The 13,124-nt window shown below is 43.6% G+C and carries 11 protein-coding genes; 5 read left to right on the forward strand and 6 right to left on the reverse strand.

Annotated features, from left to right (window positions below; genetic code table 11):
• Positions 1-3 precede the first annotated feature (3 nt).
• Both AB9H30_RS06945 and pyrC read right to left on the reverse strand, forming a co-directional pair.
• Positions 4-1,398 carry a DEAD/DEAH box helicase gene (locus AB9H30_RS06945; RefSeq protein ID WP_371193928.1) on the reverse strand — a complete coding sequence of 465 codons (1,395 nt, stop codon included), beginning with the start codon at positions 1,396-1,398 and terminating at the stop codon, positions 4-6.
• The gene (pyrC, locus tag AB9H30_RS06950; protein ID WP_371193929.1) at positions 1,399-2,448 is read right to left on the reverse strand and encodes a dihydroorotase; all 1,050 of its coding nucleotides are present in this window, start codon (positions 2,446-2,448) and stop codon (positions 1,399-1,401) included.
• A 383-nt stretch (positions 2,449-2,831) separates the two neighbouring features.
• Here pyrC and AB9H30_RS06955 point away from each other — a divergent pair, with 383 nt between their 5' ends.
• Positions 2,832-4,598 (forward strand): lysophospholipid acyltransferase family protein, encoded by a 1,767-nt coding sequence (locus tag AB9H30_RS06955; protein ID WP_371194081.1) that lies wholly within the window; start codon positions 2,832-2,834, stop codon positions 4,596-4,598.
• A gap of 3 nt (positions 4,599-4,601) precedes the next feature.
• Here the strand turns inward: AB9H30_RS06955 and AB9H30_RS06960 are convergent, their stop codons facing one another.
• The 3 genes from AB9H30_RS06960 to AB9H30_RS06970 form a co-directional block, all read right to left on the reverse strand.
• Positions 4,602-5,159, reverse strand: a complete 558-nt coding sequence (locus tag AB9H30_RS06960; RefSeq protein WP_371193930.1) for a PhnA domain-containing protein — start codon at positions 5,157-5,159, stop codon at positions 4,602-4,604.
• Positions 5,160-5,301: 142 nt separating this feature from the next.
• Positions 5,302-5,805 (reverse strand): DinB family protein, encoded by a 504-nt coding sequence (locus AB9H30_RS06965; protein WP_371193931.1) that lies wholly within the window; start codon positions 5,803-5,805, stop codon positions 5,302-5,304.
• 116 nt (positions 5,806-5,921) lie between these two features.
• Complete coding sequence (locus tag AB9H30_RS06970) at positions 5,922-6,449, reverse strand: lipocalin family protein (RefSeq protein WP_371193932.1); 528 nt, start codon at positions 6,447-6,449, stop codon at positions 5,922-5,924.
• 141 nt (positions 6,450-6,590) lie between these two features.
• Here AB9H30_RS06970 and AB9H30_RS06975 point away from each other — a divergent pair, with 141 nt between their 5' ends.
• Both AB9H30_RS06975 and AB9H30_RS06980 read left to right on the forward strand, forming a co-directional pair.
• Positions 6,591-7,556: an aldo/keto reductase family oxidoreductase gene (locus tag AB9H30_RS06975; protein WP_371193933.1), complete on the forward strand. Its 966-nt coding sequence runs from the start codon at positions 6,591-6,593 to the stop codon at positions 7,554-7,556.
• 364 nt (positions 7,557-7,920) lie between these two features.
• The gene (locus AB9H30_RS06980; protein WP_371193934.1) at positions 7,921-9,309 is read left to right on the forward strand and encodes a M24 family metallopeptidase; all 1,389 of its coding nucleotides are present in this window, start codon (positions 7,921-7,923) and stop codon (positions 9,307-9,309) included.
• A 183-nt stretch (positions 9,310-9,492) separates the two neighbouring features.
• Here AB9H30_RS06980 and folE read toward each other — a convergent pair whose 3' ends face one another.
• Positions 9,493-10,179 (reverse strand): GTP cyclohydrolase I FolE, encoded by a 687-nt coding sequence (folE, locus tag AB9H30_RS06985; protein WP_371193935.1) that lies wholly within the window; start codon positions 10,177-10,179, stop codon positions 9,493-9,495.
• A gap of 168 nt (positions 10,180-10,347) precedes the next feature.
• Here folE and folM point away from each other — a divergent pair, with 168 nt between their 5' ends.
• Positions 10,348-11,055: a dihydromonapterin reductase gene (gene folM / locus AB9H30_RS06990; protein ID WP_371193936.1), complete on the forward strand. Its 708-nt coding sequence runs from the start codon at positions 10,348-10,350 to the stop codon at positions 11,053-11,055.
• Positions 11,055-13,124, forward strand: a complete 2,070-nt coding sequence (locus AB9H30_RS06995; protein WP_371193937.1) for a TonB-dependent receptor — start codon at positions 11,055-11,057, stop codon at positions 13,122-13,124. The genes folM and AB9H30_RS06995 overlap by 1 nt, the downstream gene beginning before the upstream one ends.

Raw genomic sequence — 13,124 nt, forward strand, 5'->3', positions numbered from 1 at the left:
TCCTTATTCAATCTTGCGCGCACGGATGCGCTTGCCTTTTACTTTTTCTTCTCTGAACATCATCAGGATACGTTTTACACTGCGAAGTTTGACTGCAGCAAATGATTTTTGAGCAGCAACCTGTATTTTCCCAATATCTTTAGACGGTATTTTAGCCTGCTTGGTGATTGCACCTAAAATATCGCCTTTGCTTAGTTTGTGTTTTTTACCGGCATCGATTTGTATACCAACATATGCCGGTTGTTTGATCCGATTAGCATGAAACCGCAAAGCCTGTGACTGCTTAATCGGAATATCTTCGCTAAGCTGCGCGTTAAAACCAATAAGCTTTATTTCATCACTGTCATCAATCAGCGTAATCGCAATACCCGTTTCACCTGCACGACCCGTTCTACCTATTCTATGGGTATGTATATCCAAATCATCACTGATCCTAAAGTTAATCACCATACCAACGTTGGCAATATCTAAGCCCCTTGAAGCTACATCGGTGGCAATCATTACGTTGGCGCAATCTGCACTAAATAGAATAATCGCATTGCTACGCTCAAACTGCTCCATGTCGCCTTGTAGCTGAACCAAAGTGAAGCCATCGTCGCTTAATTTTTGGGCAAGGCTGGCCACCTCGAGTTTGGTTTGGCAAAACACAATTGCAGAATCTGGTTGGTATTCACTTAGCAAAGCAGCAACTGCATACTCACGCTTGTCGGCCTGAACTTTATAGGCAACTTGGTCAATGTTAGCGCGAGTATGCGCATCTTTTAGCGCGATTATTTCTGCATTTTTTTGATAGGTTTTTGATAGCGATTTAATATTGCCGCCAAAAGTGGCTGAAAACAGCAGAGTTTGCACACCCTTTGCTTGTTTATGCACAGCCGATAGGATCCAGTCCATTTGGTCTGAGAATCCCATGTCGAGCATTCGATCAGCTTCATCAAGAACAAGGGTTTTTACCCCACTTAAGTCCAATTTTCCTTGACTGATAATATCTAACACTCTACCAGGCGTGGCTACCACCACCGCAGGAGCATGACGCAATGAGCTCAACTGAGGAGCAAGCGCAACTCCACCAAAAAGTGGTAAAATTTTGGTATTCGCCATCTTTTTTGCTAACAGTTGAAGTTGATACGACACCTGCTCTGCTAGCTCTCGCGTCGGGCACAATACTAGCGCATGGGGATGTTGGGCACTCGCAGGCGTTTGCGACAGCTTGTTTAAAATGGTTAAACCAAAGGCAAGTGTCTTGCCGCTCCCGGTTTTGGCTTCTACCGCCACATCTTTGCCGCTGAGCAAGTCAGGTAAACAAGCTTCTTGAGTAGCTGTAGGTTCGCTATATTTAAGATCGGTTAAAGACGTCAACAGCTCATCACATAGCTCATACTGCTGAAAGTTAGACATTTAATTTACGCTCACGTTGGTCAGTTTCCAGGCAAGGCTTTCACCGGCAAAGAATGGCACAATGTCATCACCCGTACTCAAGGTAACCAATTCAGGAACAGACCATGTTTGCTGACTCAAAGTTATGGTCCCCGTATTTCTTTTCAAACCATAAAAATCTGGACCAAAATGGCTAGCAAAACCTTCCAACTTCTCAATTACCCCAAGGTCATCAAATACTTTTGCATACAGCTCAATTGCGCTCCAAGCGCTGTAACAACCAGCACAACCACAGGCCGACTCCTTTTTGTGTTTTTCGTGAGGCGCTGAATCGGTGCCTAAAAAAAACTTTGGCGAGCCACTTTGTACAACCGCTCTTAAGGCCTGTTGATGGGTGTTTCGTTTTAATACCGGTAAACAATAGTTATGTGGACGTACTCCACCAACCAATAAATCGTTGCGATTGAGTAACAAGTGCTGCGGCGTAATAGTTGCAGCGACATTGTCAGAGGCACTTAGTACAAAATCTGCAGCATCTTTCGTGGTGATGTGCTCAAACACTACTTTTAGGCCTGGGAAACTGTCGGTAATGTCTTTCAGATAACGATCAATAAAAACTTTTTCGCGATCAAAAATATCTATTTCACCGTCTGTTACTTCGCCGTGTATTAGCAATAACATCCCAACTTCCTGCATTGCTTCAAACACCGGATACAAAGACCTTATACCCTTTACAGCCGCATCCGAGTTAGTCGTAGCTCCAGCAGGGTAAAGTTTACTCGCCACGATGCCATTGGCTTTCGCTTTTTTAATTTCATCGGCGGTGGTGTCATTGGTTAAGTAAAGCGTAACTAATGGCTCAAATAATCCGTTTTTAGGCGCAGCATCTAAAATTCTTGCTTTATAAGCGAGGGCCATCTCGGTGGTAGTAACAGGAGGCACTAAATTAGGCATCACGATGGCACGTCGAAAACAGCGGGCAGTGGCCGGCACAGTCTCTTTAAGCATTTCGCCGTCACGAAAATGCAGATGCCAATCGTCGGGGGTCTGAATGGTAAGCGTATTATTCATCAATTGTCATTTCAAAAGCTAAACTGTGTGTATTATGCCTCAAAATGGCAAAAGACGCATAACTTCACTTACTTTGTTATCACTTTTTGGAAAATAGGCATACATCTAGCGTGCTCTTAAATGACCTTTGCGTCTGACTTAATTACATGCCTATACCATCCACGATGTTACTGTAATATAGTGTGACTCTCACTGATGATGAATTTAGTAAAACTAATATCACTATATGTAAAACCGCAGTTCAGCGCTTAGCTGCAGCTTTGTGCGCCATACAGTGAAAGTAAATACACATAGGCTCGGTCTTTTTGTACACTGGCAATAGTGTATCTACTAGATAATCATGCGCCAAACGTAGGCGCAGCAATATGGAAAACCATCCGTCGATGTCGCAAGTAATTAGTATAAACAATTTAGTTGAAAATTCATCTTGGCTGACCCGTCTATTCATTTGGCTTTTAGACAGAGTCCTAGGCATTGCAAGAATGAATCAGCTTTATCAACTGAACAAAATGCAGGGGCTCAGCAAGGAATCTTTTGCCGATAAGCTGATTGCCTTGCTTGAGTTGCGTATTCACGGCTTAGATGAGCTCAAGGCAAAAATCCCAGTAACCGGCCCGGTGGTCATTGCAAGCAATCACCCTTTTGGTGGCATTGAGGGGGTCATCCTAGCAAGAGCCATTGGCGAAGTTCGTCCAGACCTCAAGGTATTGGCAAACAAAGGCTTGGGTATTTTTCGTGAGCTCAGCGATTATTTTATATTTACTAATCCGCTTTCTCAAAAAGATCCTAAAAACGGACCAAGCCTGCGCCGCTGTATCGAGCATGTAAAAAAACAGCATGCTTTGCTAATATTTCCTGCAGGGAAAGTTTCGTATTTTCAAGCTCACAAGAACGCAATCTCAGAACATCAATGGAATAAAATCGTCGGGCGCCTTATTAGCATCGATAATTGTCAATACGTTCCTGTATTTGTTAGCGGCGAAAACTCTCGCTTTTTTTATCGCATAGAGCGCATTTACTTCCGTTTGCGAATGTTTCTATTGGGTCGTGAACTGCTTAACAAAACTGGCGCAAAAATCGAAATTGCCAGCGGATTTGCGATCCCAAATAAATATATCAATGACCGAACATTTGAGCAAAAAGCCGCTTTTGCGCGCACCTTAAGCTATGCTCAAGACCCGCGATGGCGCTATCAGTGGCCAGCAGATACGATAACTACTCAAAAACCCTTGGCGCAGCCAGTTCCCGCACAAAGTATACGCAGTGAAATTGATAAACTTCCGGCGAATCAATTGTTAACCCGTTCAAAAGGCTTTGAAGTCTATTTTGTCTACCAACATCAAGCGCCGCTGGTGGTGCAAGAAATTGCGCGCCTGCGAGAATTAGTATTTAGACTGCATAATGAAGGCAGCGGCGAGCCCATCGACACAGATAAATTTGATGCTAGCTATACTCATTTGTTTATTCTTGAAACCGATTCAGCGCGCATTGTCGGTGCCTATAGAATGGGCTTAACCGACAAACTTATTGAAAAAGACGGACTTGAAGGTTTGTACTTAAACAACATGTTCAAGTTTGGACCCGAGTTTGCTAACCAAAACCAGCCCGCGATGGAAATGGGACGCTCATTCCTGATCCCAGAGTATCAAGGCTCATATCAAGGCTTATTACTGCTATGGCGAGGCATTGGCGCATTCGTATGTTTATTTCCACAATACCGGACACTTTATGGGACGGTGTCTATTAGCAAACTGTACGATGCCAGAAGTGTAAACCTCATTCAACATCTCTTAATTTCCAAGAACGCAAGCCAACAGGTGAGCCCTCGTCACCACATGCATTTTGATATGCACCCAGAGATCAGTGAATTTTGTGATGAGTACCGTTTACAAGAGGACGTAAAAGGCATCAACACTGTTCACTTGAGTGCCTTCTTAAAAAGTATAGAGCATGACGGCAAAGACATTCCAATCTTAGCCAAACAATATTTTAAGATGGGCGCCCAGTATCATGCACTAGGCATTGATACTAGTTTCAATCATACCCCAGGGCTGTTACTTAGCGTTGAATTACCCAAAGCCCCTAAAAAACTATTACAACTCTATCTGGGAGATGGTTTTGATGGCTACCAACAGTACAAGCGACCTTAGATACTAGTTTTTCTTTGTGTAGGCCGCGATGATTACAATACGTTGACCATTTACCTTGCCTTCAATGTGCAGTGGATTGTCAGATAAACCGATATTGCGCACCGGAGTGCCGCGTTTAGCGGTAAAATTAGCCCCTTTCACATCTAAATCTTTGATAATAGTGACACTGTCGCCTGCCCTTAATACGGCGCCATTCGCGTCTAAAGTGGCCTCAACATTGTGCACAATGCCTCGCTGTGCCCATGCGAGTGTGTCTTCTTCTAAATACAGCATGTCTATCGCATCTTGTGCCCAACTTTCGCTGCTAAATAAATGCAACAATCGATAACTTAATGCCTGCACCGCAGGCGTAGTTGACCACATGCTTTGATTTAGGCAAGTGAAATGATTGGCATCGAGATCGGCGCCTCCTGATATTTGTTGCAAACACTTATCGCAAAGTAAAACTGCGCAATTTGCACTTAAATCAGGAGATTCTGGAATAGGGTAAACCTGTAAACTTTCGATGTTTTGACAAAGCTCACACTTACCATCGGCGCGAGACATAATAGAAGCATGCATTCAGTAGTACCTTGTTTGGAATCTTTTGTTATTGCTCAACTACGGGGATCGTCTGCCTAATATTATCATGTTACTAGGGTAAATAAGCGACGCTTTTAATTAACCTGAACTATGGATAAGAAACAGCGCTCAGGTTAATTACTTAAGCGGAGCGGTTTATGTGGGTTATGGTAGCAGGCGCATATCCGAAAAAGTCAGGTACGCTTATGTTCTGCATAGAACACATTATTCGAATTAAGGCATAGTGATGAATAGCATGACTGCTCACAAAAACAAGCTCACGTTCAAGCGTTGAAGAGCAGGTCGATGATTTGGTGTGACTAATGTCAATTTCGCTCGTTACCAATATCGTTTGTTGACAGATCGCTTCATCAAGATTCGACAGCCATTGATTAATATCATGCAGAGCCTGAACGGCTATATCTACAAATTTTTCTGTTTGATTATGCCGATGGCGGACGTTGTAGTTGATATGTCCTTTAGCAAGCCCATCTTGAAGCGCTAAAAAGTGATCGATGATGTGGCGGATGTGCGCGCCAATGCTACTGGCGAAATGCGGCGTAATTAGGGTTTGGTATTCATTATTGGATAAGTCATCTAAAAGTGAAATTGCTTGGTTAACGACATCGGTATAGCTATTGGGCATAATATTCCTTCGGTCGGCTTCCATGTTGTTTTGACGACCCTTTTTCTAAGCATTGCATAAATATTTGTATAAGTGTAGACCCGATATAGGACACTTTTATTTCAAAAATGTTGAGATTAAGATTTATGATTCACCAAAATCAACTCTGAAGTATCAAATCCATATTGTTGAGCTTGCTTAACGAGCCTTTCTAATGTGTTCTCAGACAGAGTCGGTGTTCGCGACAAGATCCACAAAAAACTGGTATCAGGACCAGTGATCAAAGCGTAATCGTAGTTTTCCTTATCTAGTTCAGCAATAACGTAACTGGCATAAAAGGGGCCAAAAAAAGACACTTTTAAATGTCCGATGTCTGGCTCATCCACAAAGTACGCTTTTCCTTCTGCGCTTTTCCATTCATTTTTTTCTGGATTAAAGCCTTGATTGATGACCTTAACTCCCCCGTCTTCGCGCTCAGTATAAGTGGCAGTGACTTGTTCTAGGCCACGCTCGAACGAATGATCAAGCCGAGCAATTTCATACCAAGTTCCAAGATAGCGCTGCTTTTCAAACCCCTTAACGGGCGTAACCCCATCAGGTATATTTGTGCAGCCAAATAAGGTAAGCCCAGCCGCAATAAGCAAACATATTAACCGTCCATTCATTTATTACTCGCCAAAAAAGTATCTACGTTCAAGTCTAAGGATACACCATCTAATGCAAAACATAAGTTCAAATGCGTCTTCACATTAAAAATCATGATATATTTTGGCAACACACTGCCTATCAATTTATACGGATTATCTATGCAGACATTGCCCTTACACCAGTATTTCCCAGACGCTAGCCGCCTAGTATTTGGCACCATGAATCTTGGCGGTGGGTGGAATACTCAGCCCTTATGCAAAGCAGATATTTCTCAAACTCAAGCGCTCTTGGAGACTTGCCTCGAACTCGGTATAAATGTGATTGATTTAGCCGACATATATACTTATGGAAAATCAGAAACGGCAATTGGTAAAGTGTTTGCAGCAAAAAAATCCCTTCGCCAGCAGTTCATTTTACAATCCAAAGTTGGAATACGCTTAACACCTGACGTGCCAATCAACCACTATGACCTGTCTGGAAAATGGGTAACTGAAGCTATATATGGCAGCTTAAAACGTCTTGGGGTCGATAGTTTAGATGTTCTTTTTTTGCACCGTCCTGACCCCTTAATGCAAGTAGAAAATTTAGCCCAAGTGCTCAACAACTTGCACACTCAAGACACCTTTGACTGCCTAGCAGTATCAAATATGCACGCCGGTCAGATGGCCTACATTCAATCCCATGTAGATATGCCCATTGTTTGCAATCAACTTGAATTAAGCTTAGGTCATACTGGCTTTGTGGAAGAGGGCATTACTACCAATATGACTGACAATGCTGCCTTAGGGTTCCCGCGCGGAACGCTAGAGTATTGCATGCAACAAGGTATCCAATTGCAAGCCTGGGGTGCGATTGCCCAAGGTCGATTTGCAAATACCGAAGCAGAAGATATCAATATTAAAAATACCGCGCTATTGGTGAAGAAACTTGCCGAAGAATATGACTGTTCAACCAGCGCAATTGTATTGAGTTGGTTAATGATGCACCCAGCTAATATACAGCCTGTAATTGGCACAACCGTCAGCCATCGGATTGTTGAAGCAAATCAGGCGAATCAGATATCGTTGACTAGGCTTCAGTGGTACGAACTTCTGCAAGCCCGTCGAGGACAAGGTGTACCGTAGAAAACACTTAGAATAGAACTACGGCGCTTTCAATGCGTAAAGTTTCGCTTGATAGCGCTGTGCGTCCTCTGAGTTTTTTGCTAAGGTTTTCGCGGTAATAAGCGATTTTCGGCTAGCGCCATATTTACGCATCTCAAAATACACTTGCGCGAGTAAAAAGTGCGGTTCGTGTAAATAGTATTACCTAAATGGCGATGACTCTAGCTTGATATATATCTTTTGATACGGCGTTGGTTTACAACATTTTATGCGGCGGACTTTGACAGTCGGCCAAGAAAAAATAGCTCACGCCAAGTAAAAAAACATTTGATATCCAATTCATACTCCGTTTAGTCTAGGACTATATCTATTTGTGAGCCTCCATATGTCAATTAATTTACGCTTTGTTATTTTTGCCCCGTTAGTGTTTTTACTTTCCGCATGCGAAACCAGCATCGACTATCAGCTAGCAAGCATTGCAGAAAATCAGCCGCCATCATCCGAAGCTTTGAGCAATATTTTGTCTATGAAAGAAAGAGCGGCGCGCATTGATATGATGCTCAATGACAAGCTCAATAACACTCTACCTGAGCTAATGGAGCGCACGGGTATCGATATGTGGGTGTTAATTTCGCGAGAATATAACGAAGATCCCGTGCTGAAAACCATGCTACCAGCAACATGGCTCTCGGCAAGGCGCAGAACCATATTGGTACTGTTTAACCCCCCAGACGGCGGTGCGCTAGAGCGTTATGCAGTCGCCCGCTATCAAGTCGATACCATGTTTCAAAAAGCCTGGGACAAAGAGTCGCAGCCTAGCCAGTGGCAGCGCTTAGTAGAGCTTATTGAACAAAAACAGCCCAAAGTTATTGGCATAAATAAATCAGAGCACTTTGCACTGGCCGATGGCATGACCGCGACTGAATATGAAGATTTTTTTGCAGTTTTGCCTGAGCCTCTGGCCAACAAGGTCATCAGTGCAGAGATGCTGGCTGTAGCCTGGCTTGAGACCCGAACAAAGATGGAAATGGAGTATTATCCAAGCATTGTAAAAATGGGGCATGAAATCATTAAACAAGCCTACACTAGCGGCTTTATTCGTCCTGGCATCACTAGCACTGACGATGTTGTTTGGTGGCTGCGTGATAAATCTAAATCCGCAGGCTTAGAAAATTGGTTTCACCCTAGTGTGTCAATGCAGCGAGCAGACGCTGATAAATTTGACCATATCCAAGCCTTCAGTAAAAACAAAGCAAACAATGTGATCATGCCCGGTGACTTAGTGCATATGGATTTTGGAATCACCTATTTACGGCTCAATACCGATCAGCAGCAGCATGCTTACGTGCTCAGAGAAGGGGAAACTGACGCCCCTGAATACTTAAAGCAAGCCTTAGCAAAGGCCAATCGTTTACAAGATATATTCACTCAATTATTCGCCGTTGGTAAAAGCGGTAACGAAGTCTTGGCCGAGGCCAGAAGGCAGGCCATTAGCGAAGGAATAAAACCCTCTATATATACCCATCCACTGGGTTATCACGGTCATGCCGCTGGCACAACCTTAGGCATGTGGGACGCGCAAGCGGGTGTGCCAGTGCAAGGTGACTATCCGCTATTTGCCAACACCGCATATTCAATTGAATTAAATGCCGCCAGTTTTATCGAGCAATGGGGAAAAGAAGTACGCATCATGCTTGAAGAGAACGCGTTTTTTGACGGTCAGACCGTTACATACATGGACGGCCGACAAACTGAATTTCATCTTATTCGTTAGAACAAAATCAGCGTTGTTTACAGACAATATAAATATCTACAAAGTAACATATGACTTCACACAAAAAATGCCGCTGAAAGATTATCTGAGCGGCATTTTCGTTTTATTAATAAAATTCACTTTGGGAAAAGCGATGGTATTGTCGAACCCTATTTATTATTCCGAGTTCGGTTTAAATAACAATTACACCCGAAAAAACTCTCGCTTTAACTGATTGTCAGTTTTAAACACACCACCTAAAGACGATGTGCGCGTGTAAGAGCTAGTATCTCTCACGCCACGAGCTTTCACGCAGTAATGTGTAGCGTTGATGCTAACAGCCACATCTTTAGAGCCAGTGAGCGCTTGGAGAGCGACCATAACTTGTTGAGTAAGACGCTCTTGAACCTGCGGGCGCTGCGCAAAAAAACTAACCAAACGGTTAATTTTAGACAAGCCTATTACCGTATGCTTAGGTATGTAGGCGACGGATGCGGTACCGTCAATTGTCACAAAGTGATGCTCACATGTACTCGTTAGACTGATATCCGTAACCTGCACAGGCTCTTCAATAGCCATTTTATTTTCGATTTGGGTGATTTTTGGAAAACTACGATAATCCAAGCCCGAGAAAATTTCGTTCACGTACATTTTTGCAATACGCCGAGGCGTATCTTGCAAACTATCATCTCTTAAATCAAGCCCAAGGGTTTGCATAATATCCTTCATAGCGGCCTGAATGCGAACACGTTTCTCTTCGTTCGACAGCTTATTTTCGACCATAGGGGTCTCTAAGCCGCTTGCAATCAAGGCGTCGCGCACAATTACTGCTTGCGGTGACAACGCTAATTCGGTGGCTTCATGCATTACAATAGCTTCTTTTGCTAACATAGTTTGTCCATTTTCGGAGATCTTAGAATCATATACGCATTTTTATACAACTATGGTTTACAATTGATCCCTACTATTTAAATATGCGCGATCTTGCTTCGCTTAACTCGCGTAACCACACACGTCAATCTTGCATTTTCTCATTCAATAAGGACGCATACTTCAGCTATGACTGCACCCATCTTAATTACCGGCGGCGCACAGCGCTTAGGCCTAGCCGTCGCGCTCAGTTTATTGGAACAAGAAATTCCAGTAATTGTAACATATCGCACAAAAAAACCATCGGTAGAGCACTTAAAGAACCTAGGTGCACACCTAATACAGGCTGATTTTGCCACTGTTGATGGTATTGATGACTGTATCGCACAGGTCAAAGCATATACTCCTGAACTGCGCGGTATCATTCATAATGCTTCAGATTGGGACCAAGAATCAGCAACTGAGGACTACAACGCTCTGTTCCTTAAAATGATGCAGATACACGCCAATACGCCCTATCAATTGAATATTGCATTTAGTGATATGCTGACCTGTTCAGCAGAGTTTACAGATATTATTCACATGACCGATTATGTGCAGGAAAAAGGCAGTAAAAAGCACATCGCTTATGCCGCGAGTAAAGCCGCATTGCATAACCTCACCTTATCATTTAGCGCGTTGCTTGCTCCGAAAGTAAAAGTCAATAGCATTGCCCCCGCGTTAGTGATGTTTAATGAGCACGACGGTGATGAGTACCGTGCCAAAGCCCTGCAAAAATCGCTGTTACAAAACTGTCCAGGCGCAGCCGAAGCGGTAAAAGCTGTCAACTACCTACTTAGCAGTCAGTATGTTACCGGACAAACATTGCATCTTAACGGTGGGAGACACTTAAAATAATGGCAGTTATAAAACCTAAAGCCTCTTTGTACCATCCATTATTAACTCCTCTGTTAGTGGGCCTCAGTATCAGCACTCTGTGGTCGTTTGATACGCAAGCGATGACGGATGAAGACGACTTGGAGGTGATTAGCGTAACGGCCTCCAAGCGCCTGCAAACCCTCAACGAGATACCGGCTAGCGTATCGGTAATCAATACTGAGACGCTGGCGCGTATTGAGGGCCAGCATATTAATCAAGTATTATCTCGCGTGGCGGGAACATGGATAAGTCGTGGCAATGGCCAAGAACATTTGACCGCTATTCGCTCGCCAGTGCTCACCGGAGCAGGTGGTTGCGGTGCGTTTTTCATGGCACTTGATGGCATTGCTTTGCGCGCCCCAGGCTTTTGTAATGCGAATCAGTTGTTTGATGCAAACTCCGAGCAAGCAGCCCGGATTGAGGTACTTAAAGGCCCCGCTAGCACTCTGTACGGAACAAATGCCGTGCACGGCGCCATTAACATTATTAGCCCTGATGCATTTAACCCCACGCGAAATAATATTGGATTGCAACTAGGTGCTTATGACTTTGCACGCGTAAGTACTCAGTTGAACTGGCAAAATGAGACTCAAGCATTCAGCTTGATGAGTAATCTCACTCAAGAAGATGGCTATCAAACCGAAAGCGGCTATGACCAGCAAAAAGTCACGCTTATCTATCAACAGCGCACAACTACTTGGAACAACAAAACGCTTATCGATATTGCCAATTTAAATCAGGAGACCGCTGGTTTTATTCGCGGCTTTGAGTCGTATAAAGACGAAAACTTTAGAAAAATAAATCCTAACCCTGAAGCTTTTAGGGATGCTAAATCACTGCGTGCATATAGCCAATTTACGCGAGCATTCGGGGATGGAACTCTCAGCTTAAAGCCTTACTTGCGATGGAATGAAATGCAATTTTTACAACATTTTTTGCCGTGGCAAGCCTTAGAAGAAAATAGCCACTCTAGCCTTGGTTTACAGGCTCAGTACGATATTGATTTTGCAGGCGCAAACTGGGTTACAGGCATAGACATTGACGCCACTGGTGCTAATTTAACCGAGACCCAAGCACAAGCCTTTTCACCTAGTATTCCTGCCGGTAACCACTATGACTACGATGTAGATGCGCGAGCAATCGCCGCCTACGCGCAGGCGAATTGGCAATGGCAAAACTGGGCGCTTAGTTTAGGCGGACGTTTCGAACGAACCGAGTACGATTATGATAATTTACTTAGTGATGGCAGCGCATGTGACGCCAGTGTAGCCGTTTGCAGATTTACGCGCCCGAGCGATCAAAAACTATCATTTTCAGCCTTTTCACCCGCTCTTGTGCTTGAATATCAGCCAACAGAAGACTTACTTACTTACACAAAGATTTCGCAAGGCTTCCGCGCACCAGAGGCGACCGAACTGTTTCGACTACAAGATAATCAAATATCAACTGATTTCGAAGAAGTCAGCATTGATGCCATAGAGTTTGGCCTGCGCTATAACCTAGATGGCCATTCACTGCATATTGCTGCCTACGATATGCAAAAAGACAATGTCATCATTCGGGATACCAATCGCCAAAACATTGCTGGCGGTGAGACTTCACACCGAGGGCTAGAAATAGAATACCTTTGGCAAGTCACTGATGTACTGCGTATATCCAGCAACCTTACGTGGCAAAAACATAGCTATGCAAGTGACCAAGCTATTTCAAATGTGTCAATTAAAGGAAATCGTGTGGATACTTCTCCAGACCGTTTATTTGGCTTACAAGCACTGTGGCAGCCAAATGAGAAACTATCTGCAGAGTTTGCATGGCAGCATTTATCTAAATATTATCTTGATCCAGAGAATACCGCCGAATACGATGGCCACTCATTGTTAGATTTAACATTCAGGTATGTTATTAGCGAGCGTCTTTCTGCTAAAATTAACATCTTAAACATTACCGATGAAGATTACGCCGAACGCGCTGATTTTGCATTTGGTGGATATCGATATTTTGTAGGTCAGCCACGCCGTGCTTTTGTTAGCATTAAGTGGATACTGTAA

It is taken from the genome of Glaciecola sp. SC05 (assembly GCF_041380235.1).
GTDB lineage: Bacteria > Pseudomonadota > Gammaproteobacteria > Enterobacterales > Alteromonadaceae > Glaciecola.